General features: G+C 39.1%; 20 protein-coding genes. 11 read left to right on the plus strand and 9 right to left on the minus strand.

Annotated elements, in window-relative coordinates:
• Positions 1-21: 21 nt before the first annotated feature.
• The gene (locus J0A69_RS05225; protein ID WP_206585442.1) at positions 22-1,422 is read right to left on the minus strand and encodes a DUF4403 family protein; all 1,401 of its coding nucleotides are present in this window, start codon (positions 1,420-1,422) and stop codon (positions 22-24) included.
• Positions 1,423-1,494: 72 nt separating this feature from the next.
• On the opposite strand from J0A69_RS05225, the gene ytxJ reads away from it, so the two are divergent.
• Positions 1,495-1,839 (plus strand): bacillithiol system redox-active protein YtxJ, encoded by a 345-nt coding sequence (gene ytxJ / locus J0A69_RS05230; RefSeq protein ID WP_206585443.1) that lies wholly within the window; start codon positions 1,495-1,497, stop codon positions 1,837-1,839.
• 118 nt (positions 1,840-1,957) lie between these two features.
• Positions 1,958-4,822 carry an outer membrane beta-barrel protein gene (locus tag J0A69_RS05235; protein WP_206585444.1) on the plus strand — a complete coding sequence of 955 codons (2,865 nt, stop codon included), beginning with the start codon at positions 1,958-1,960 and terminating at the stop codon, positions 4,820-4,822.
• An 89-nt stretch (positions 4,823-4,911) separates the two neighbouring features.
• Here J0A69_RS05235 and J0A69_RS05240 read toward each other — a convergent pair whose 3' ends face one another.
• Complete coding sequence (locus J0A69_RS05240; RefSeq protein ID WP_206585445.1) at positions 4,912-5,478, minus strand: fasciclin domain-containing protein; 567 nt, start codon at positions 5,476-5,478, stop codon at positions 4,912-4,914.
• 196 nt (positions 5,479-5,674) lie between these two features.
• Here J0A69_RS05240 and pheS point away from each other — a divergent pair, with 196 nt between their 5' ends.
• Entirely contained in the window at positions 5,675-6,703 is a 1,029-nt protein-coding gene (pheS, locus tag J0A69_RS05245) for a phenylalanine--tRNA ligase subunit alpha (protein ID WP_206585446.1), read from the plus strand.
• Between the two features lie 85 nt (positions 6,704-6,788).
• Here pheS and ccsA (J0A69_RS05250) read toward each other — a convergent pair whose 3' ends face one another.
• From ccsA (J0A69_RS05250) to J0A69_RS05270, 5 genes are all read right to left on the minus strand, one after another.
• The gene (gene ccsA, locus J0A69_RS05250) at positions 6,789-9,308 is read right to left on the minus strand and encodes a cytochrome c biogenesis protein CcsA (protein WP_206585447.1); all 2,520 of its coding nucleotides are present in this window, start codon (positions 9,306-9,308) and stop codon (positions 6,789-6,791) included.
• 26 nt (positions 9,309-9,334) lie between these two features.
• Entirely contained in the window at positions 9,335-9,751 is a 417-nt protein-coding gene (locus J0A69_RS05255) for a cytochrome c maturation protein CcmE domain-containing protein (RefSeq protein WP_206585448.1), read from the minus strand.
• 106 nt (positions 9,752-9,857) lie between these two features.
• The gene (locus J0A69_RS05260) at positions 9,858-10,100 is read right to left on the minus strand and encodes a CcmD family protein (RefSeq protein ID WP_206585449.1); all 243 of its coding nucleotides are present in this window, start codon (positions 10,098-10,100) and stop codon (positions 9,858-9,860) included.
• 3 nt (positions 10,101-10,103) lie between these two features.
• Complete coding sequence (gene ccsA / locus J0A69_RS05265; protein WP_206585450.1) at positions 10,104-10,778, minus strand: cytochrome c biogenesis protein CcsA; 675 nt, start codon at positions 10,776-10,778, stop codon at positions 10,104-10,106.
• 142 nt (positions 10,779-10,920) lie between these two features.
• Positions 10,921-11,586: a heme exporter protein CcmB gene (locus J0A69_RS05270; RefSeq protein ID WP_206585808.1), complete on the minus strand. Its 666-nt coding sequence runs from the start codon at positions 11,584-11,586 to the stop codon at positions 10,921-10,923.
• Between the two features lie 161 nt (positions 11,587-11,747).
• Between J0A69_RS05270 and htpG the strand changes: the two genes are divergently transcribed.
• Positions 11,748-13,634: a molecular chaperone HtpG gene (gene htpG / locus J0A69_RS05275; protein ID WP_206585451.1), complete on the plus strand. Its 1,887-nt coding sequence runs from the start codon at positions 11,748-11,750 to the stop codon at positions 13,632-13,634.
• A gap of 242 nt (positions 13,635-13,876) precedes the next feature.
• Here the strand turns inward: htpG and J0A69_RS05280 are convergent, their stop codons facing one another.
• Entirely contained in the window at positions 13,877-15,667 is a 1,791-nt protein-coding gene (locus J0A69_RS05280) for a Kelch repeat-containing protein (RefSeq protein ID WP_206585452.1), read from the minus strand.
• Positions 15,668-15,673: 6 nt separating this feature from the next.
• Positions 15,674-16,744 carry a hypothetical protein gene (locus tag J0A69_RS05285; RefSeq protein ID WP_206585453.1) on the minus strand — a complete coding sequence of 357 codons (1,071 nt, stop codon included), beginning with the start codon at positions 16,742-16,744 and terminating at the stop codon, positions 15,674-15,676.
• A 348-nt stretch (positions 16,745-17,092) separates the two neighbouring features.
• On the opposite strand from J0A69_RS05285, the gene J0A69_RS05290 reads away from it, so the two are divergent.
• The 7 genes from J0A69_RS05290 to cobA all read left to right on the plus strand — a co-directional run bounded on the left by J0A69_RS05290 (position 17,093) and on the right by cobA (position 23,925).
• A complete protein-coding gene (locus J0A69_RS05290) occupies positions 17,093-17,509 on the plus strand; it encodes an RrF2 family transcriptional regulator (protein ID WP_206585454.1) in 417 nt (138 codons plus the stop codon).
• Between the two features lie 75 nt (positions 17,510-17,584).
• On the plus strand, positions 17,585-17,857 hold the full coding sequence (locus J0A69_RS05295; RefSeq protein WP_206585455.1) for a DUF2061 domain-containing protein: 273 nt from the start codon (positions 17,585-17,587) through the stop codon (positions 17,855-17,857).
• A complete protein-coding gene (locus tag J0A69_RS05300) occupies positions 17,832-18,536 on the plus strand; it encodes a phosphoadenylyl-sulfate reductase (protein WP_206585456.1) in 705 nt (234 codons plus the stop codon). Before J0A69_RS05295 ends, J0A69_RS05300 begins: the two co-directional genes overlap by 26 nt.
• A 98-nt stretch (positions 18,537-18,634) precedes the next feature.
• Positions 18,635-19,534 (plus strand): sulfate adenylyltransferase subunit CysD, encoded by a 900-nt coding sequence (gene cysD, locus J0A69_RS05305; RefSeq protein WP_206585457.1) that lies wholly within the window; start codon positions 18,635-18,637, stop codon positions 19,532-19,534.
• A gap of 141 nt (positions 19,535-19,675) precedes the next feature.
• Complete coding sequence (locus J0A69_RS05310; protein ID WP_206585458.1) at positions 19,676-20,935, plus strand: sulfate adenylyltransferase subunit 1; 1,260 nt, start codon at positions 19,676-19,678, stop codon at positions 20,933-20,935.
• 123 nt (positions 20,936-21,058) lie between these two features.
• Complete coding sequence (locus J0A69_RS05315) at positions 21,059-23,158, plus strand: nitrite/sulfite reductase (RefSeq protein WP_206585459.1); 2,100 nt, start codon at positions 21,059-21,061, stop codon at positions 23,156-23,158.
• The gene (gene cobA, locus J0A69_RS05320; protein WP_206585460.1) at positions 23,155-23,925 is read left to right on the plus strand and encodes a uroporphyrinogen-III C-methyltransferase; all 771 of its coding nucleotides are present in this window, start codon (positions 23,155-23,157) and stop codon (positions 23,923-23,925) included. The genes J0A69_RS05315 and cobA overlap by 4 nt, the downstream gene beginning before the upstream one ends.
• Positions 23,926-24,007 lie beyond the last annotated feature (82 nt).

The raw sequence follows: 24,007 nt of genomic DNA on the forward strand, positions 1-24,007 counted from the left end.
AAGTGAAATTCACTTCCTTCTTTATTTCCAAGTCAAATCCACTTTTCCAGTTGCCTTAATATGAATCGTCAGGCCATTTTTTGTAGGATAAAAATTCTCAGGGACTATTTGAAGGTTTAAGATGCTGAGATCTGCAATTCCGGTTTTTAAGCTCAACCTTTCTTGAATGTTACCAAGTCCTTCTTCAAGGGTATCTCCCAACGGGAAAACTGCTCTTTTCTCGATTTGCTTGATGATTTTCCGTTTTTTCAATCCTACACTTGTTTGAGCTCCGAGATTTCCACTTTCCATTTTGAAATTAATATCTGAGAAATAGAGACTATTGGTTGCTTCATCAAAGGAAGGTTTGCCGATTATGTACAGTTTTCCATCGAGATTTTTTCCGTTTTCCTGAGCAGCAAAAAAGTCCATGTTGATTTGCAGGTATTCTCCGAAAGACTGACTTTGGATGTTACTCGGCGTAAGGACTGTTTTTTTATCCACTCTAATTGGGACGTTGTTCAGATTTTCGCCCAATAATCTGTCTAGCTGAGAATAACTCAAAGTCCATGGAAGCGTGATTTCAAGCTTGTTTTCTGAAATATTGTTTTCTGTAAGCTTGGGCAAAGGAAATGCACGACTTGGGGCAGCATCTGCAGGATGTGTGTTTACCCGGCCATTTAATCCCAGCCAAATGTTCAGGTTCTGATTTTCATCAAAAAATTCTTTCAACTTAACTGAATCAGGCTGAATGGAAAAAGCTGAACGCTCATCTTCCCAGCCGATAAAAAACGGTTTACCTACCTGGTTCCAAGCTAGGTCCACAAAGCTTTTAAGGTTCAAAAGGGAATTAGCTGAATTGAGATTTTCTGCAGCCCATTTTGTGATTTCTTTTTCAACAATACCTGAAAGATCTACTTGCATTCCCAAAACCTCTAGATTGATTTTGCCTCCCAGATCCACTAATTCAAAATCTTTAATTGCAAGACTCCAATCCGGATTGATAGTGGGATTGACGATGAACACTGGAGAAATAGCTTCGTCGAGAGGGATTTTGGTCTGTAGAAAACTTCCAAATCCTTTCTTTTGCAGTCCCACTCGCCCTTGGATTTTCAGCGGAAGAGTTAATTGGATCCGTTGGCTGTCCAAAGAAGTAAAACTTGGATTTCCATTTCGGCTCAATTTCAAACTACCTTCTGCACTATTCCCCATTTCCAGATTTTCTTCTTCCAATAAAACAGCCGGAATCGCCTGGTTAATGATTTTATATAATGAATTTTGAGGAACTGTAACCGGTAGATTTACAGAAGAAAAAGCAGGAGGGGCTTGAAGAGGAGTTGGGTTTTGATGCGGATTAAATGATTTACAGGAAGCAAGCATCAATAATCCCAAAAAGAATAGATTTAGATGTTTTCTTCGTATTAAGTTGGTTTGTATTTTCATTTTTTGAATTCCTTCTTGATTAGGGAACTTTATTAACACCAAAAATATTGCCCAGTTATAACGTATCAGAAAATGAATTGGAATAAACTTACCCAAGAGGGGCAGATTTCAGATATTAAAGCTTTGAGCGAGGATGTTCCCGTAATGATTTTTAAACATAGTACTAGATGCTCTGTTAGTAGCATGTCATTAGATCGCTTGCTGAGAAACTGGAAAGAAGAAGACCATCAAAATGTAGTTCCCTATTACTTGGATCTCATACAAAACCGTGCACTCTCTGACCGTGTTAGTGAGGTATTTGGAGTAAGACATGAATCTCCGCAAGTGATTCTGATAAAGAATGGAGTAGCGGTTTACGATAACAGTCATTTCGGGATTTCTTATCCTGAAATTATGCAAGAAGCTAAAAATAATTAAATTTTTAAATGGCTATTTAGCCATTTATCCTCCCCACGTTCCATTCCAATTTTTCTTTAGTTGTTGACTAAACCTTTGCCATTTCTCTTCGGTCAAAGAGTTAGATATTTGCGCAACTATGAGAAACATGTATAGATCATTTTTAATTATTTTTTGCCTTTTGCTAGCAGCTAGCGTATACGGGCAACGTCCTCAAGGTCAAGGTCAAAGGCCTCAAATCAAATTGACCGGAGTCGTAATGGATGGAGCGACTAATACCCCGATGATTGGAGCCAATGTATTGGTTAAGACTTTGGCAGATTCTTTATTGCTTGGTGGAGTGACAGATGGACAGGGCAAATTTGAAGTGAACCGTCCTATGATTCCGCAGGTGAAAATTGAAATTACTTTTGTCGGATATGAGACCATTTCCAAAACTCATAGTTTCCGTGATCCGGCGGATTTGGGCACCTTGGTTTTAAAAGAAGATGCTCAGGTTTTAGGCGAGGTGGTAATTGAGGGCCAATCACCAGTAGGTGAAATGAGAGGCGATACTACTTCTTTCAATGCCTCAGCTTTCAAAACACAACAAAATGCGCAGGCAGAAGACTTGATTAGAAAGCTCCCTGGTGTAACGATTCAAAATGGACAAGTTCAGGCTCAAGGAGAGGCAGTTCAGAAAATATTGGTTGATGGAAGAGAGTTTTTCGGCTCCGATCCAAGCATCGCTTTGAGAAACTTACCTGCAGATGCCATCGATAGAGTGGAAGTATTAGATCAACGGTCTGACCAAAGCAGGTTGACGGGTTTTGATGATGGAACCTACACCAAAACGATCAATATCATTTTGCGTGAAGACCGCAAAAATGGCCAGTTTGGTAGAGTTTATGGAGGCTATGGTACTGATGACAGATATACAGGCGGGGGAAGCGTAAACTTGTTTAGCGGAGACAGAAGAATTTCTATTCTTGGTCTGGCTAATAATGTCAACCAACAGAATTTCTCCAGCCAGGATTTGGCAGGAGTCAATGCAAATAGCTCCGGAGGTGGAGGTGGTTTTAGAGGAAGAGGAGGTTTCGGTGGAGGAAACAATAATTTCAGTGCTGGAAGTAATGATGGTATTAATACTACCAATTCGATTGGTCTTAATTATTCTGATAAGTGGGGAAGCAAGGTGAATTTCACAGGAAGTTATTTCTTCAACAATTCAGCAAATAAACTGCAACAGATAACTAATAGAGAAACCGTTATCAATGAAAATCTCCGCCAGTTTTATCAGGAGAATTTGATCAGCACCACTGACAATTATAACCATCGAATGAATGGTCGGATCGAGGCTGATTTAAATGAAAAGAATTCTATCATCATCACTCCAAGTATTTCATTCCAAAACAATACTAGCTTTAGTGATAGGGATGCATTGACTACTGCAAGTACAGGAGATTCATTAAGTGCTTTGCGTTCAATTTCCAATGCAGAAAGCAAGAACTACAGCATTTCAAACAATTTTACTTATCGCTACAAATTCGATAAAAAAGGAAGAACCTTTTCTACCGATATCAATACTTCCTGGAATAAAAATGATCGATTTTCGGATCTCTTAGCTGCAAGTGTTGATTATAACAGAGTGCGTTTGGATACCACATTGCAAGAAACTGATGCACTTTCCAACGGCTTTAATTACAGGATCAATGCTACTTTGACTGAGCCATTGGGAGAGAAATCCATTGGTACCTTTGGTTATCAAATCGGAAACAACAAGTCCAGATCAGATCAAAAAACTTATGTATTAGGAGCTGAACAAGGTTCTTATTTGCTGGATACCGCTTTGAGTAATGAGTTTGATAATAAATTCATCACCCAGCGTCTCCGATCAGGCTATGCTTACAATAATGCGGGGCTGAACCTGAATTTCAATTTGGATTATCAAAACGCCAAATTGGATAACGAGGCATTCTTCCCAGTGCCAGGGACTTTTAAAAGATCATTCAACAATCTTCTTCCTGGGGCGAGTTTCAGTTATAGAAATCGTGAGTCAGGAGTTTCTTACAGAGTGAGATATCGTACCAATACCGACGAGCCAAGTGTAAGGGAACTTCAAAATGTGGTAAACAACCAAAACCCACTGAACTTAAGTGTGGGTAACCCGAATCTAGGACAGAGTTACAACCACAATATTTTCTTGAACATGAGCAAAGTGAATATGGAGAAAAACCATACCATGTTCATGTTTGCCAATTACTCAGGAACTTCTAATTATATCGGAAATAGCACTTTCTTGACTGCTCAGGATACCTTGATCAACGGTGAAATCCTATTGAGACCAGGAGGACAGATTTCACAGCCTGTCAACTTAGATGGCAATTTTAGAACTACCTTCTTTTTCACTTACGGAGCACCGATCAAAGGAATTAAGACTCAGTTCAACATGAATACGAGAGTTAATTTCAACAGAATCCCGGGTTTGATCAATGGAGAGAAAAATCTGAATGACAACCTTTCCTTAGGTCAAGGTTTGACTTTTACTTCGAACATTTCTGAAAATGTGGATTTCACCATCAGCACTACTGGTACTTACAACATTGTAAACTCAAGTTTGCAGACAACTCAGGACAATAATTACTATGTACAGGAATCCAATATCCGTCTGTATTATTCTCCAAATGGAGGAAAGTTATTCGTAGGTAACAATATCAACCATAGTTTGTATTCCGGACTTTCTGAAGGTTTTGATCAGAACTTCTGGCTTTGGAATATCGAGGGTGGTTACAGATTCGCGAAAAATAACAAGGCTGAATTGAAGGTTGTGATCTTCGATTTGCTGAATCAGAACAATAGTATTCAGAGAACTATTTCTGATGTGGCTGTGACCGATGTGTTTACCAATGTGCTGACCAGATATGGCATGTTGACATTCACTTATATCATTGGAAACTTTAAGCAGCCTGAGCCTTCTAATAATCCTTGGGAGCGTGGCAGACCAGGTGGAGGAAGAACTTGGTAAGAAAATGAACAAACAAAAAAGAGCTGACCAGGATCAATTGGTCAGCTCTTTTTATTTTGACCGATCTAATCGGTCCTGATAATTTGGTCTTACATTTTAGGAAGTACGACTGTATCCACAGAGTGAATAACTCCGTTTTTCTGCCATACATCAGCAATGGTTACTTTTGATTGACCACCATTCTCATCTGTGATGTAAAGATCTTTACCTTTCATCCAAGCAGTCAATTTTCCGCCTTGCACAGTCGTCAATTCAGCTTTTCCGTTTCCTTTTTTGATTGCAGCAGCAATGTCTTTAGCTCCCATTTTACCAGCTACCACATGGTAAGTCAAAACTGCTTGAAGAGTAGACTTATTTTCTGGCTTTAGAAGAGTTTCTACAGTTCCCGCAGGAAGTTTTTCGAAAGCAGAATTCTCAGGAGCAAAAACTGTGAAAGGTCCTGCACCTTGCAAAGTCTCAACCAATCCAGCTGCTTTTACAGCGGCTACCAAAGTAGTATGGTCTGCAGAATTCACGGCGTTTTCCACGATGTTTTTAGAAGGATACATTTCTGCTCCACCTACCATTACTGTTTTTTCCATTTGTGCAAAAGCTAAGTTTGCAGAAAGAAAAATGAAGGCTGCGAAAGCCAGTTTAAAGAAATTTTGAATTTTCATGATTTGTGTTTTTAATGATTATGTGATTTCTTATTTGGAAGGAATTACGCGCAGAGTTGGAATTCTGGATTTAGTAGAAACAGATATATTTTTTAAAATCCCGTTCTTGCCTAGGAATTAGTGTTGATTCCATCCTTAATTTTTGTCCAAAAAAGTCTAAAAGGCTTAGCTTTGTGGCTTGATTAATTTGGAAGGCATGTACCAGGAAAAAATAGAAGCGATCAAAGCTGCCATTGTAGAGGCTGATGCAACTACACCCGACGAACTTGAAGCATATAGAATGGAGTTTATCTCCAAAAAATCTGTTGTTGGGGAGCTTTTTGCAGGAATGGGTAAAATCCCAAATGAAGAAAAGCGTGCTTACGGTCAATTGGTGAATGGAGTAAAACAACTGGCTGAAGCAAAATTCCAGGAATTGATAGAGAAAGTCAGTGCGGTAAATAAGAAATCAAAATCTGCTGATATTGACTTAACCTTACCACCTTCCAATCATGATTTAGGTGGAATCCATCCTTTGACTGCTACCAGACAAAGAATTATTGAGATCTTTGAAAGAATCGGATTCAACCTTTCCGAAGGACCTGAGATCGAAGACGACTGGCATAACTTCACTGCTTTGAATTTCCCTGAGAATCACCCTGCCCGCGAAATGCAGGATACCTTCTTCATTGAGAAGAATCCGGATATCGCTTTGCGTACACATACTTCTTCTGTGCAGGTTCGTGTGATGGAAAACCAAAAGCCTCCGATCCGTACACTTTCTCCTGGAAGAGTATATAGAAATGAAGCGATCTCTGCTCGAGCGCATTGCATCTTTCATCAGGTAGAAGGATTATATGTGGATGAAAATGTAGGCTTTGCTGATTTGAAAAACACCCTTTACCATTTCGCCAAAGAGATGTTTGGTAAAGGAACACAGGTTCGTTTTAGACCTTCCTATTTCCCTTTTACAGAGCCAAGTGCTGAGATAGATATTACCTGTTTGATCTGTGGAGGAAAAGGCTGTAATGTCTGCAAAGGAACGGGCTGGGTAGAAATCGGTGGTTCTGGAATGGTAGATCCGAATGTGTTGGAAAACTGTGGAATTGACTCCAAAAAATATACAGGGTTTGCATTTGGTATGGGAATCGAAAGAATTGCCATGTTGAAATATCAGATCAAAGATCTTCGACTATTTACGGAAAATGATGTTAGGTTCCTCAAGCAGTTCAGGCCCATTTTATAGAAAAATTCAACCATCACAAATCAAAAAAGCCCGGGGTCAATCGGGCTTTTTTATTACTTAATATTTCTGAAAAGAGATTTTGATTTTACTCTATTCCTTTGTCTCGCATCTTTTTAAACTCATCAAATCTTCTGAAAATCGCTACAGAAAATCCAGTCAGCATAACGATTGTACCAATCCAAAGCACATTCACATAAGGCTTTACGATTGCTTTCATTACCACATAATCCTTTTGATATTGGTTGACTTTGAATACGAATTTATTGTCTTCTGGAAGTATGTTTTCCAAAGATACTTTGATTCCTAGCTCTGAATCCACAACCGGGATTTTACCAATCTGATTATTTCGGATGATGAAAGTTGGCTCTAATACCTTTTCAACGTCGAAATCCAGAATTCTAAGTTTTGCTTTGACAGCCACATCACCCTCTTGCAAAACGTAATCGTCTAGTTCCTGCAATACCTCAGCTCCATCAAAATAGGTTACAAAGTCAGCAACATGAAACTGTTCACCAGGAGCAACCTCATAGATTTCGTCGTCTTTCCAATCCGGGTCCTCGTAGTCATTCATAGCTGCCACATAGGTATACAAATCTTTGTCAAAATAGATTTTTGAATCCGGTGAAGAAATCAAACCTCCCATGCTGGAATTGAACTGAGACATAGGATTCAATGAGAACTGTAATTTCTCATTTTGATAATAGTCGATTTTGAAATAGTCGTTTTCTTCCAAAACCAAATTGACAGTATCTCCTTTTTGGAAGTAATCCTTATAGCCTTCTAAAGCTATCGTTTGGTTTACATTTCCTGTCGATTCAAGGATTTTAGCAGGCACATATTCAGGAACTCCCACGACTTTTTTCTGGCGTCCTCTATAAGTTACCGTATAATCCTTCATCTGAGTCGGCTTATTGATCCACAAGAGAACATGTTCTTTGTTGAGCTCATCCTCCCAGCTATTGCTGTAAGTCAAGCCTGACATATTAATGGATATCACATCTGAATAGCCAGAACTAAACATAATTCCGATTAGCATCATGCCTAAACCGATATGTGCCAAAGAACCTCCAGCTAATTTGAAAGTTGATCTTTTCAGGATTTTTGAAAGGATTACAGCATTGGCAACGATGGTAAATGTACCCGCTAGTACCACGATGATATATTTCCAATCGTAGACTTTTGCTAGTACAATGATCCCTGCGGAAAGTAATACCGAAGCGATATAAGGCGTGACAAGCGTATCTTTCAAGGTTTGCTTATCCATTTTCTGCCACCAGAAAAACTGACCTACAGCTGTCAATAATGCCAAAGCCACTGCAAACCATAATTGAAACTTGGTGTAGAACTCAACCTGATCTGCTGGAGGAGCCATATTGGATATTCCTCCAAAGCTTTCAACCAAAGTATTCCAAACCGGAATGGAAGTAGGTAAAATCACCTGGAATGCCATCAAACCTAAAGTAGTGGCACCGATGAAAACCCAAAATTCGCGAGAGTAAATAGAAGCTTCTTTTTCAGAAGTTGGAATATTTTTCCAAGCTCGAATTGACAATACCACCGCTACCAAAGCGAAAAACAACAAGTAAATAAGAAGCTGACCGGATAAACCTAAGTCTGTGAAAGAGTGCACTGAAGCATCTCCAAGAATACCTGATCTAGTTAAGAAAGTAGCATAGAGCACCAAAATAAAGCTCATAATCACCAAGACAATCGAGGTCTTGAGAGCTGTGGCACTTTTCTTGAAAGTGATCATGGTGTGGATTGATGCCACCAGAACCAACCAAGGAACGTAAACGGCATTTTCCACTGGATCCCAGTTCCAATAACCTCCAAAATTCAGCGTTACATAGGCCCAATAAGCACCCATAATGATGCCCATTCCCAGAATCATAGCTGAGAAGATTGCCCAAGGAAGTGCTGGACGAATCCATTCTGAATATCTTTTGGTCACCAATCCGCCCATCAAGAATGCGAATGGTACCAAAGTCGAAGCATAGCCTAAGAATAATGTTGGAGGGTGAATCACCATCCAGATATTTTGCAATAGAGGATTCAACCCTGTTCCATCTTCTGGGACAAAATCAGGGTTCATCTGGAAAATAGGAGCTTGTGTTGCATCTCGCAATAGGATAAATGGCGAGCTTCCGATTTTCAGATCACCAATCACCACTCCTAGAATCATGGATACAAGAAATGCCTGAACCAAGGCAAAGACAACCATTACAGGAGCTTCCCAGAACTTATTGGTATTGATCAGAATAACTCCTAAAACCACATTCCAGAAAATCCAAAGGATAAATGCGCCTTCTTGCCCTTCCCAGAAACTGGAAATCATGTAATGGACCGGCAGTGCTTTGGAACTGTGGGAATACGCGTAAAAATACTCGTATCGATGATTGTAGATAATTTCAAAAAGTGAAATAGCAATTAAAGTAGCCGAAACTCCGTGGATGTAAAAACTGATTCTGCTGAATCTTCTCCAGCTAGCCTTATCTATTTCATTTGCCCGGAAATACTGCATATAAGCATAGGCCGTAACCAATGCGCTGACAAAGGCCACTATGGTCATCATGTGGCCAAGATTTCCTATAAAGGTATTGATCATGGATTTTTTATTCTAGCTTCTCAATCTCACATTCCAGCCGCCTGCACCTCAGTTTCCTGATATTTGGATGGGCATTTCATCAGGATTTTATCTGCAACGAAAATATCGTCTGTTTTATATTGACCTATTACTACGACCGATTCTGATCGGGTGAAATCGGCAGGTACAGGCTCATTGTAATATACTTCTTGTTCGGTTCCGTCATTGTCCACCAAAACAAACGTAAAGGAAGTTTTGTCTTCTCTTACATTTAATCCGGTAACCTCTCCAGTCCCGTCTTTTTTCAATTGACCCACTACGTGAATAGGCTTGTCATTTCCGTCCTTTTTCATTTCAAGGGCTGTGCTGAAGCTTTCGTAGCTACTGGCATCTCCAATGGAACTCATAATAATGACAATTGCCACTGCTATAATTCCGATTCCTATTAAATGTCCTTTTTTCATCTGTCAATAATTTATTTTTCAGTGGTCAGATGGAATCTCGCATTTCACAAAGTCATTCCAATTTAAAAGGTGCTTTGATTTGCTCGATTTCATGATTTCCGACTGGTTAGGATTGAATTGACTTTTCTAGTTTGCTGATCTTCCTATCGGTACTTATCAGATACACCGTGATTCCCGCAAAAATCAATACGATTACACCTACCAAAACATAGATTTTTCCATCTGCACGCATGGCATCTGCCATCTCTACAGACGTATTTGAATAATCAGATTCAGTTACCGGGATTTTATCCTGTGCCATTGCAGCAAAAGATAAAACCATCATCGCTAGTATCAGTAGTTTTTTCATCAATTAAGAATTAATCATTCGATCTTCAAGTGTCCTTTCCACCCTACGCATTCTGACTCTCACAGTTGCAATCCAAGCCCCCAAAAGTGTCCATGCTATGATAGCCGGGTAGAATACCATTCGGAGTTTGGAATCCAGGTCATAAGCATTGAAGCCTGGGTTTCCTCCATTTCCTGGATGTAGACTGTCTGTCAGTCGAGGAAGTACAAATATCAAAGGGATAAATGCAGCAAAAGCAAAAATGTTATAAATGGCACCGATTCTTGCACGTTGCTGGGTGTCGGTCATTGAGTTTCGAAGAATCAAATAGGCAAAATACATCAAGATGCCGATGGCAGCCGCATTTTGCTTTGGATCTCCACTCCAGTAATCGCCCCAAGTGAATTTTGCCCAGAGCATTCCGGTCACGATCCCTAAAACCCCAAACAAAATCGCAGCACCAGCAAATTCAATAGCCATGTCATCATGTTTGATTTCATTGGTCCGTAAATACTTGATGCTGTAAAACACAGAAACAAGTAATAAAAGGATCATCCCAAACCACATGGTTACATGGAAATGTAGGGCTCGGATCGTTTCGTTGAGGATCGGAAGTCGGGGCACATCCATCAGCAAGCCTGCAGTTAAGGTATACAGCAGCAGGGCGATGGTTAGAATTTTCCACCAGCTTTGGCGCATAGGGTATTTTTGCTAATTCAAGCGCAAAAATAAGTCATAAGTTCCTGAAAACGCTGCTTTTTCTGAGTTCTTTTGCTATTAATAAGAAGTAAAAGCAAAGCAATTTTCAAATCTTACAATTTTTCAATTTTCAATTCGAAAATTACGATCTCCACAAATAAGGAAACAAAATATATCCTGCCGCAGCGACTATGGCATTGATGGCTACAAGGGAGAGAACTTTATCCGCACTCACACTCCAATCCAATCCGTCTAAAGCATTTTTGGAAATTCGGATGGCCATCAACAAAATCGGAATAATCACTGGAAAGCTTAGAATGGCCATTAAGGTAGCGTTGTTTCCAGCTTTTGATGCAATACCGCTTACCATGGTTAGGCTTGCAGAAAAACCCATAGCTCCTAAAACCAGGTTCAATAAAAACAATCCATGGTCTTGAACTTCATTTCCTAAAATCAGAGAAAAAACACCGTAACCTAAAAGTGCCAAAATCAAAGTAAGCCCGGTATTGTAAATCATTTTGGAAAGGATAATCGCTTCAGGGGAAGCAATCATGTAATAGTAGAGTTGGCGACCTTGATGCTCTTGGACGAAGCTTTTGGCAACTGCGTTTACAGCCGAGAAAAGTATGATGATCCAATAAAGTGCATTCCAGGTAGGAGGTGAAATATTGCCACCTCTAGCACCTACACTTAAATAGGTGATGAATACTGCCGAAACCACATACAATAAAATCCCATTCAGAGCGAATTTCTGTCGCCACTCTAGCGTGACTTCTTTACTGATCAGAACTGAGATTTCTTTCCACATCGCCCAAAGGTAAGTCAGAAGTATGATGTGAGAAATATGAAACCAAGAAATTTTAGATTTCTGACTTTCATTTCTGCCAAAATGACACCAAAACTGCTTTGGAACAACACTTGCAATCCCCTTCGCAGTCAAAAAGTGTTTAACTAAACTAATTTATAGCCATGCAGGAAAAAGGCACGATCTCGATTCATACCGAGAACATTTTCCCGATTATCAAGAAGTTCCTCTATTCCGACAATGAGATTTTTCTCAGAGAACTTGTTTCCAATGCTGTCGATGCGACACAGAAAATCAAGAGACTTGCGACATTAGGTCAGTATACCGGCGAACTTGGAGATACGACTGTCGAAGTAAGCTTTGATGAGAAGAAAAAGACGATTACCATTTCTGACCGCGGTCTAGGTATGACTGCCGAGGAGATCAAAAAGTACATCAACCAAGTAGCTTTCTCAGGTGCCGAAGAGTTTGTTGAGAAATTCAAGGACGCAAAAGATGCCAATGAGATCATTGGTAAGTTCGGTCTTGGATTCTATTCGGCTTTCATGGTTGCTGATAAGGTTGAAATCAATACCCTTTCCTATCAGGAAGGTGCAGAGCCTGCCAAATGGACTTGTGATGGGTCTACTTCTTTCGAAATTTCCAAAGGGAAAAGAAAAGAAAGAGGAACAGATGTGATCCTTCACATCAACAAGGACTCTGAAGAGTTCGTGGACAAATGGAAGCTACAGGGGATTTTGGACAAATATGCCAAGTTCTTACCGGTGCCTATCAAATTCGGTACAAAGACCGAATCTGTAGAAGATGGAGTGGATGATAAAGGTGAGAAGAAGTGGAAGTCAGTAGAAGTTGATAATATCATCAATACCACTGCTCCGATCTGGACCAAATCTCCAAGCGATCTTTCTGATGAAGATTACCTGAAATTCTACAAGGAATTATATCCGATGTCTGAGGATCCGCTTTTCTGGATTCACTTGAATGTGGATTATCCTTTCAACTTGACGGGAGTACTGTATTTCCCGAAAGTGAAAAACGAATTCGAACTTCAGAGAAACAAGATCAAGTTATTCTCCCGTCAGGTGTTTATCACAGATGAGGTGAAAGATATTGTTCCGGAATTCCTGATGCTACTTCACGGTGTGATCGATTCTCCGGATATTCCATTGAACGTATCCAGAAGCTTCTTGCAGGCAGATGGAAATGTGAAGAAAATCAATTCATACATCACGAAAAAAGTGGCTGATAAGCTTGCTGAGCTTTACAAAAAAGACAGAAAAGCCTATGAAGCAAAGTGGGATGATATCGGATTGTTTGTGAAATATGGAATGATCTCTGAAGAGAAGTTCTACGAAAAAGGAAAGGACTTCGCTTTGCTTAAAAACACAAAGGATGAATACTTCACGATCGAAGAATACCAATCCAAAGTAAAGCCTATTCAAACCGATAAGAATGAGCAAACCATCATCTTATATGCAACAGATGTAGAGAAGCAAGATAGCTTTATCCAGTCTGCCAATAAGAAAGATTACGATGTTTTGGTATTGGATTCACCGATTGATAGTCATTTTATCCAGAATTTGGAATCTAAGTTGGAGAAGACGCAATTGAAACGTGTAGATGCCGACGTGGTAGAGAAACTGATCCAAAAGGAAGATGCTTATGCGAATTTGCTGACTGAAGACCAGAGCAAAGAAGTGAAGGAAATCTTCGAAAAAGCGATTGGTAATAAAACCTATACTGTAGAAGTGGAAGGTTTGAGTCCGGAAGAACTTCCAGTGACTATCACGATGGAGGAGTTTATGCGCAGAATGAAAGACATGGCTGCTACTGGTGGCGGAGGAATGGGCTTCTATGGCCAACTTCCAGATGCTTACAAAGTAGCGATCAATGGAAATCACCCTGTGGTAGATAAAGTGCTAAAAGCAGAAACAGAAGAGGAGAAAACCAAACTGGCCAAGCAGGCATTTGATTTGGCTAAGCTTTCTCAAGGATTACTAACTGGTAAAGACCTGACTGCTTTTGTAAAAAGAAGTGTGGAATTGCTTTAATTAAAAGTAGAAACCCTCCAAGGCTTCCAAACCTTTGTTGAGTTAAGAAAACAAAAAATCCCCGAAATTCTCGGGGATTTTTTTGGTCATTCAAACATCTGAATTTACACTGTTTTTCAATATAAGATGACTAAATGTTAAATGATTAACTGATAATCAAAAAAAGGGATATTATTTTATAGTTTATACAATATACCTTTGAATCTAGTATCAAGATAGAAAGGGGTTTTTAACATTTAGATTCATTTAGATTTTTTGAGTTTATAGATTTTTTCATCGATAAGCAAACCATTTCCATCGTGTAAAAAGACAAATACCAAACCACCAGAACTGCCCCAAGGTATGGCATTGGATAAAGGAACATTTGAAAAGCTCTGTACCGGTTTTTTTATACCATTTTCAAGATCTATTTCAAAAATTCCCGAAGCCCAATAGGTCAAATATAGGCTGTTTCCTTGGATTAGAATTTTTGGGGTTGTGTTAGCCCAGTAGCTAGTTGCAAATACTTCTGGTGCTTCTCCTAATTTATATCTATAAACTGTGTTTTCACCTAAATTTTCTAAGTAATAAATATATTCATCCTTAACAACTACCTTAAAGTTACTATACCTTAGTTGTGCTGGAATCTTATACTGACTTTCGCTCCACGTCAAACTGCTAGGGTCAAAAACAAAATAATTAGGATACCCATTAATTTCCATGTAAATTTTTTCTTGATACTCAAAAGACCGGTTTATTCTTGTGCTTTCAAATGGCGAAGGCGGTAGACTTTCCCAAATTCCAGTAGTGAGATCCAGTCTGCTGAAATCATTATATATAACTTGATTTTGATTATCTCCTGTTTGCCCCAGTCCGTAATATAAGTATTTGCCTTGCGCACCGGCCATGACTCCCAAGTATCTATCAAAAGGCTTTGATATTGGTTCAATTTGATTGGTTTGATCACTTAAAAGATCGTAGATAAAAATTTTCTGGTCACTACTTGGGTCACTATTCCAATACAGCATTTTGTCCCCAATTATAAAAGTTGAATAATCGAGCAGGTTATAAGGAAGTTTGGAGCTATTTCTATAGGTTTCCCAGCTATTCAGGATTTCTAGATGATCAGGATATTCATAAGAGAAATCGTAGCTACGTAGGCTGATAGGATATTTTCCTACTGGTAGATTTCCAATTTGCAATACAAATTCTTGGTCTGTAATTTGATCAATAGGGTAAGATATCGAAGGATACACATTATAACCGATGTATAATTCTGAATTTATATTGTAGGTATTTGGATTGAATTTCACCTTAATTTCATCGCCTACATAGCCCACAAGGGGATAAATGGTTTCAATAAAAGGATATCCCATCGTGAAATAATCTTCTACAACAATAGTTTTGCCTCCACTGGTAAGATGAAGACTAAATTTTTTGTCAGAACTTGGAAAAGGCAAATAAGTGCGTGACAATCTGAATTTTATTTCAGTCCTGCTTACACTAAGTATTTCGATATTGAAATAACTCTCAAAACCAGGTATTTTAATCTGGTTATTTTCAAGCCTGGAATTGAAATAATCACCTGTAATGGTTATTTCTGTGGTATTTAGAATAATGGATTGGGATATTTCTTTGATCTCTGGAGCTTTTACTCCCATACTTTGAAAGAGGATCCCCTCCCCATAAACAGTGTTTGCACCTGACTTAACAAAAGGACGTGCAATGTATTCTTCCCCTGCAATCATATCATATTCGATTTTGACAGTTTCTACTAAACGGGAAGGTCTACCGGGTTTTTCAATTATAAAGTATGGAGTGGTATTATTAACAAAATTATGTCTTTTTGTCTCAAGATATTCGATCCCAAATCCAGTTATTTCTGCCTTTCCATCTTTTAGGATTTCGAAATCAATACTTGCACCGTTTTCATTTATTGAATGTGCAGAGAGACTATTTACAAATGCATAGTTTCGGGGGGTGATTGTTTCCTCCAAAGTACAAGCTGAGAAGACTAAGATACAAAGCCAAGTGAACCTAAAAATTCTGTTCATTTCTATTTAAAATTTAAATCCGGTAAAGAGTGAAAAAGAAATGATTTTTTGGGAATCTCCTGAATCCAAATGTGTCCTTCTTATGCCCGCTGCAATACCATTTGATTTTTCAAAATACTTTTCAAGACCTACTCCAAATGTAAATCCATTGGAATGGCTTTCTAATAATAAATCCTGATGGTATGTTGTGATTGAAGCCCCTTCTTGTTGGGCTACATACATTCCGGTTTTTTTAAAATCTGTGAATGAAAAGACATATCCTGCTTCTAAAAATGCCCTAGTTCTATTTGGTTTGATATCGAGGTAAAACTTTCCTGTAATTGGAAGTTGAATAGTTGAGAACTCCATATAAATATCAGACTCAAAGAAATAAGGGCCGTTTGTATAATTAGTTAGTGTTTTTAATCCAAATGATGACCATGAAGGACCAAGATTGAGTGAAATATTTCTTTTGAAATTCAGGAATAATTCTCCATTGAAACCAATGTTAGCACCTGATCCGCTTAATGTTGCAGCTTGTAAACTGTTTGGTATATTGAATTGATTTTTCAGAAAAGTAATTCCCACAAAAGGTGTAAAAACTAACATGGGAGTATAGGTTCTTGTTTCTTCATGTCGTGCTGCTGTATTGAAAAAGTAGGTCAGGTCATACCAATTTAGACCGGTGATGGCTATCAATGGTTTTAAGTCAGAATTATCAATAATTTCTTCCAGAACAATTGGATATGACTCATCCAGGTGAATCAATTTGTCCTCGGTTTCTATAAAGAATTCGTCCTTTTCTTGATTCAATTGCCACAGTTTTATCTTATCAAACTCTTGTGGCAAAAGTTCCAGGTAAACGGTCTTTGTGATCCCATTACTTTGAACAGTTTTTCTAAAAAATTTCCGCTGGTTAAACATTAATTCATCCACTTCATCAATGGAATACCTTTTAAACCCCTCCCGAGATCTAATTTTAAAATAGACAACAGTATTTTCTTCAGAAGGGAGATCTCTAATTATCCCTTGCGTGTAGGCTTTGCTTTGGATTACAATATAGTCTCGCTTTTGAGCTATTGATTCATGGTTGATCACAAAGAAACCAATTAAACAAATAAGAAATAATCTGAAATATTCAGGAAAAGCAGGGATATGAATGTTTATCAATTGAGCTTTAAATTAGAATTAGTTAAAAATTTGTCGAAATAAAGCTATTTTAGTTAGAATAAAAAACATCAAACTAATTATTATGGATATAGGTTTTTTGAAAGTTTGTAAAAGGCATATTAAGGTTGTACGGAATTTATTTTGGCAACCAGATAGCATTAATTGGTTTAATCTGAGCTCCAAAATTTGCTCGGATAATTCATGGTATAAAGATATCATATTTATAAAAGCCTAGTACCATACTAGGGTATTACCCAAAATAGCTTATTTTTGCTTATGCTTTCTAAAAAGACCAAGTACGCCCTGCATGCCCTAACTTACCTAGGTAAGCATAAGGATGAAAAAACTGTTTTGATCCAAGATATTGCCGAGGAGCATGGCATTTCCCATAAGTTTTTGGAGAACATCCTTTTGGAACTCAAAAAAGCCGGTATGCTAGGAAGTAAGAAGGGTAAAGGTGGAGGATATTACCTGATCAAAGAACCTAAGGATATTCCTCTTTCCAAAGTAATCCGTCTGCTCGATGGACCTATTGCTCTGCTACCATGTGTAAGTTTAAATTACTACGAACCCTGTGCTGAATGTAAAACGGAAGCGCTTTGCGGAATTAATAAGGTAATGATTCAGGTAAGAGACGAAACACTTAAAATACTGGAAAACAAGACCTTAGAAGATATTTTAAAAATAGGATAAAATTTTTTCACCATAAACCCTATAAAATAAATAGGGTTTATATACTTTTGTGCTTTACGCTCGTATAAACCTGATATGATTTTAGACCAACCACTTAAGAAGCTATTTAGCAGTAAGCCTGGCAAAGACAGCAATGTAAAGAGTCTGCTAAAATCCATTTCTTGGAGAATTGTCGGTACGATCGATACTATTATTATCTCCTACTTTGTGACAGGAGAATTTGTAATGGCCTTATCCATTGGATCGGTAGAAGTATTCTCTAAGATCATTTTATTCTATTTCCATGAGCGAGTTTGGGAATCTGTACCTAAAGTAAAAGCCGATGACACTCAAAAAGAATATGCATGAATTAGAGGCTCAGCTTAGTGAACTGAGCGCACAGGAAGGGTTGGCTTTGATTGCAGATTTGTTTCCTGGAAAAGTCACTTTCTCAACTTCTTTGGGACAGGAAGATCAGGTGATCACGCAATTGATTGCTGCGGCTAATTTGCCAATTTCTATCTTTTCACTAGATACAGGAAGATTATTTCCTGAGACTTTGGATCTACTTTCCAGAACTGAGGCTAAATACAAACAAAACATCAAAGTCTATTACCCTACTACTGAATCAGTAGAAAAACTGGTTTCAGAAATTGGTATCAATGGGTTTTACGACTCTGTAGAAAATCGCAAATCCTGCTGCTTTGTAAGAAAAGTAGAGCCTTTAAAAAGAGCTTTGGCAGGAAATGAAGTTTGGGTGACTGGTCTTCGTGCTGAGCAATCTGCCAACAGATCGGGAATGAAGCGAATTGAATGGGATGAAGGCAACCAGATCCTAAAATTCAATCCCTTGTTGGATTGGACTTTTGAAGAAATGATCGCCTATATCTCTGAAAAGAATATACCATACAATCCTCTCCATGATAAAGGTTTTATCAGTATCGGTTGCGCTCCATGTACCCGTGCAATTATGGAAGGAGAAGATGCCAGAGCAGGTCGATGGTGGTGGGAAGACTCTAAAAAAGAATGTGGCCTGCATGCCAAGTGAGATATAAGATTTAAGACGTAAGATTTCAGAAATAATTACTTCGAAAAAGGTCCTTTTGGAAATAATGAAGTCAATTCGAAGACATAAATAGTAAGGAAATGAACAACCTATTAATACCTAATCCAAAAGAAGCAGAATCGATCCACATCATTCGTGAGGTGGCGGCGCAATTTGAGCGTCCGGTTTTGCTTTTTTCTGGAGGAAAAGATTCCATTACTTTGGTCAGGTTAGCACAAAAGGCATTTTACCCTGCCAAAATTCCTTTTCCATTATTGCATGTGGATACAGGGCATAATTTTCCTGAGACGATCGAATTTCGGGACAAATTGGTGGCGGAATTGGGATTGGAATTGATCGTGAGAAATGTGCAAGATTCCATTGATCAGGGAAAAGTAAGAGAAGAGCGTGGAAGGTATTCCAGTAGAAATTCCCTTCAGACTACGACGCTTTTGGATGCCATCGAAGAATTCAAATTTGATGCTTGTATCGGAGGAGCAAGAAGAGATGAGGAGAAAGCAAGAGCGAAAGAAAGAGTCTTTTCGGTAAGAGATGATTTCGGTCAATGGGATGAGAAAAACCAACGTCCGGAGCTTTTCGATATGCTAAATGGCAAAATCCATGTGGGACAGAATGTGCGTTGTTTCCCTATTTCCAACTGGACCGAATTGGATGTTTGGGAGTATATCAAAACCGAGAATATTGAGATTCCTTCGATCTATTTCGCTCATGAACGCGAGGTTTTCTTCCGTGACGGAATGATCTGGACAGCCAATGAGCATGTTTTTAGAGAGCCTCATGAAGAAGTGATGGTTAAAATGGTTCGTTTCAGAACTGTGGGAGACATGACTTGTACTGCCGCTGTACTCTCGGAAGCAGTTTCCTTGGATGATGTAGTAGGAGAAATCAGAGAATCCACCATCTCCGAAAGAGGAGCTAGAATCGACGACAAGCGATCCGAAGCTGCGATGGAAACCAGAAAGAAAGTGGGATATTTTTAGAAGATAAAATGGAAATACAATTGAAATAGATCCCCCAAGCGGGATAAGATAAGGATAAATTATCGCTATGTATTTCGCTGAACAAAGTGAAGCCTATTTCAATAGTTTTTCTACAGTATTTCGTCAAGAAAAAGAACAATAATGGATATACAAGGAAGAAAACTAATCAAAATCGCTACTGCCGGCTCTGTAGATGACGGCAAAAGCACATTGATCGGACGATTATTATACGATACCAAATCTTTGACTACTGATAAAATCGAGGCAATCGAACGCAGTTCCAAACAACGCGGGTACGATTACTTGGATTTTTCTTTGGCAACTGACGGCTTGGTAGCTGAGCGTGAGCAGGGAATAACTATCGACGTAGCTCATATTTACTTTAATACCGAAAAGACCAATTTTATCGTAGCCGATACTCCTGGTCACGTCGAGTATACCCGAAATATGGTGACTGGTGCATCTACCTCTCAAGTTGCTATTATTTTGATTGATGCGCGAAAAGGTGTGATTGAGCAAACTTATCGTCACTTTTTCATTGCCAATTTGCTTCGCATCAGCCATGTCGTAGTTGCGATAAATAAAATGGATTTGGTGAATTATGACGAGGAGACATTCCTGAAAATTAAATCGGACTTTGATGTCTTGGTGGAAAAGTCTGATTTTTCTGAAGATCAAATCACGTTCATTCCTGTTTCTGCTTTGAAAGGAGAAAATATAGCTTCCAAGTCTGAGGAAATGCCTTGGTATGTAGGAAATACATTATTGGATCATTTGGAAGTGCTTGAGCCTGAAGATTTGCAGGAAAGCTCTGTTGCCAGATTCCCGATTCAATATGTGATCCGACCAAAAACTGAAGCGTTTCATGATTTTAGAGGATTCTCAGGAAAACTTTATGGAGGCAGTTTGAAAGTTGGAGATGAGGTAACCTTGCTTCCTTCTTTGAATACTTCTAAAATTAAAAGCATCCACTTCTTTGATCAAGAAATCGACGAAGCAGCTCCGGGTAGCTCGATTGCTGTGACTTTGGAGACTGAAGTTGATTTGAGCAGAGGGGATATGCTGGTCAAAAGCTCCCATGTTCCACAAAGTGAAAAGCAGATCTCTGCTACCATTTGTCAGGTAAACAGCAAAGCTTTACGCGTTGGGGCGAAGTATATTTTACAACATGGAGTCAACCGTGTTTTGGCCAAAGTGGATCAGATCGAAGCAAAAATCCATACCGATTTTTCTGGAACAGAGGAAACAGATCAATTAAAGCTCAATGATATTGGGAAGGTTCGTTTCAGACTGAGCAAGCCAATACACTTCGATTCTTACAAGGATAATAAATCCAATGGAAGTTTTATCCTGATCGAAGAAGGGGATTTTGACACAGTTTCTGTCGGATTTATCGATTAAGCAGCAACCTAGGTAATCGATTGAAACACATCGATTCATGAATACAAAAACGTCCGGAAAAACCCCGGACGTTTTACTCAAACATTTTAACCACAATCCCTATAGGGAAAAACAAGTAAAGCCATGCAAAGCTTTAGAACCGAATTAGAAAATCCAATTGTAGAGCAAGATATCATTGATTTAGAGCGTAAAATCGCACTTTTCAAAGAGGGTAAGATTGACGAGGAAAAGTTCAGAAGTCTCCGCTTAGCCAGAGGTGTCTATGGACAGCGACAGCCTGGAGTTCAGATGATCCGCATCAAATTGCCTTATGGAAGGGTGAGTTCGGATCAATTGAGAAGGATTTCTAAGGTTTCTGAGGAATATTCCACTGGAAGACTACATATCACCACACGACAGGATATTCAAATACATTATGTAAGTCTGGACCGAACTCCAGAATTATGGGCAGAATTAGAGCGGGATGATATTACTCTGAGAGAAGCTTGCGGAAATACGGTCAGAAATGTAACTGCTTCCGAAACTGCCGGGATCGATCCAAATGAACCATTTGATGTGACACCTTATGCAGATGCTACATTTAGGTATTTTTTGAGAAATCCGATCTGCCAGGAAATGGGCAGAAAGTTCAAAATGGCATTTTCTTCTTCTGATGAAGATACTGGTTTGAGTTACCTGCATGATCTAGGATTCATTCCAAAAATCAAGTCCCAAAACGGTGAGGATGTTCGTGGATTCAAAGTGTTATTGGGTGGAGGATTAGGCTCTCAGCCAAGACATGCCGATGTGGTGTATGAATTTTTGGAAACAGATCAGATCATCCCATTTATCGAAGCTGTCCTAAGAATTTTTGATCGACATGGGGAGCGAGCTAGAAGAAATAAAGCCAGAATGAAATTTCTGGTAAAAGATCTAGGTTTGGATGCCTTCCTGGAACTGGTTGAGCAAGAGAAGAAAGCTTTGCCTTTCACTTCTTTTCCAATTGACGCCACCTCATATGAGGCTTCCCAGACTTTGCCAAATGCTCCTGAAGCAACTTTGGATAGTGAGCCTGGACTGGATTATGAATTATGGAAGCTGACCAATGTCCTTCCACAGAAACAAGAAGGATTTGTCTCCATCGGCGTGCGGGTTCCTTTAGGGGATTTTTACATTGATCAGGCTAGGAAGCTGGCTGATTTGGTGGAAAAGTATGCCAATGCTGAAATCCGATTTACCCTTCGTCAGAACTTCTTGATTCGAGATGTTAGAGCTGATTTAGCTCCTTACTTCTATCAGGAATTGAAGAAAATAGGTCTTGCAGAGCGAGGATATAATACACTTGCAGATATTACTGCTTGCCCAGGAACTGACACCTGTAATCTAGGAATTGCCAGCTCTACCGGTATTGCTGCAGAGTTGGAAAAAGTGATTTTGGCGGAATATCCTCAATATCTAAAGAATAAGGACCTAGTCATCAAGATCTCTGGCTGTATGAATGCTTGTGGACAGCATAACATGGCGCACATTGGATTCCAAGGCATGTCCATGAAAGCTGGAAAAGTTGTGATTCCTGCCTTGCAGGTATTACTAGGTGGAGGAAATCTGGGAGATGGAAATGGAAGGTTTGCAGATAAAGTAACCAAAATTCCAAGTAAAAGAGGTCCTGAAGCTTTGAGGATTCTGTTGAATGATTTTGAGACAAATGCTCAAGGAAAAGACTTCCTAAGCTATTATGATGAGAAGGGTCAAATCTACTTTTATGAATTGCTTAAAGAACTTGGAGATGCATCTACTGTAACACCTGCAGATTATATCGATTGGGGTAATTCGGAGGAATATAAGATTGCAGTGGGAGTTGGAGAATGCGCCGGAGTTGTTTTGGATTTGGTTTCCACATTGCTTTTAGAAGCCTATGAAAAAATGGATTTGGGAAAAGCTTCTTTAGATGAAGGAAGATGGTCTGATAGCATTTATCATCACTATGCTGGTTTGATTAATGCAGCTAAAGCTTTATTGCTTGGCGAAGATATTTCTACGAATAGCTACGCAAATATCATTTCAAAATTTGATGAGCAATTTACTGAAACCAGTAAGATCGAGTTAGGAGGAACTTTCGCAGAGAAAGTTTATGAAATCAATAAAAATGAACCTACGGAGGCTTTTGCTAAGGCCTACGCGGCGCAGGCTCTTGAAATTTATGGAAAACTAAAAAGCTTCAGAGAAGCCGAAGTAGAGGCATGAAAATAGAATTCAAACCTAAAGTAACATTGGTTGGAGCAGGTCCGGGTGATCCGGATCTGATCACCCTCAAGGCTGTGTTGGCTTTGAATAAAGCAGATGTGGTTTTGTATGATGCATTGATAGACCCTGTTTTGCTGAAGCATGCTCCAGATACTGCAATCAAGATATTTGTAGGCAAGCGTGTTGGTAAGCATTCCTATCCACAGCAAGACACAAATGAACTTTGCGTTGAGATGGCCAGAAAACATGGACATGTGGTTCGCTTAAAAGGCGGTGATCCTTTTGTATTTGGAAGAGGTGCGGAAGAATTGGATTACATAGAAACATTTGGCATTCCAACAGAAGTTGTACCCGGGATTACATCTGCTATTGCTGTTCCAGCTGCTGCAGGAGTTCCTGTTACAAAAAGGGGCGTTTCCGAAAGTTTTTGGGTGGTTACAGGCACAACCTCTGCGGGTGAATTATCCAAGGATTTGGCTCTAGCAGCTCAATCAACTGCTACTGTGGTAGTGCTGATGGGTACAAAAAAGCTTTCTGAAATAGTGAAAGTCTATAGCCAATTTGGGAAATCAGAATTGCCGATTGCAATCATCCAAAGTGGAACTACCAGAGATGAAAAAATTACTGCTGGGTACATCGGAGATATTGAACAAAAAGCAGAAGATAACAAAGTGGAGGCTCCTGCTATTATTATCATTGGTAATGTAGTTCGCGAAAGTTTGAAGCTAGCTGAAGTTTATCGGGAAGCTGTGAAGTATAACCTCTGAGGTTTTTTTCTGGCCTCGAAGGTTTTGTAAAAATAAAATAGTACGTTGTTTAAAAGGTTTGTATCTACTAAACCTTCGAGGA

It is taken from the genome of Algoriphagus pacificus (assembly GCF_017254845.1).
Classification (GTDB): domain Bacteria; phylum Bacteroidota; class Bacteroidia; order Cytophagales; family Cyclobacteriaceae; genus Algoriphagus; species Algoriphagus pacificus.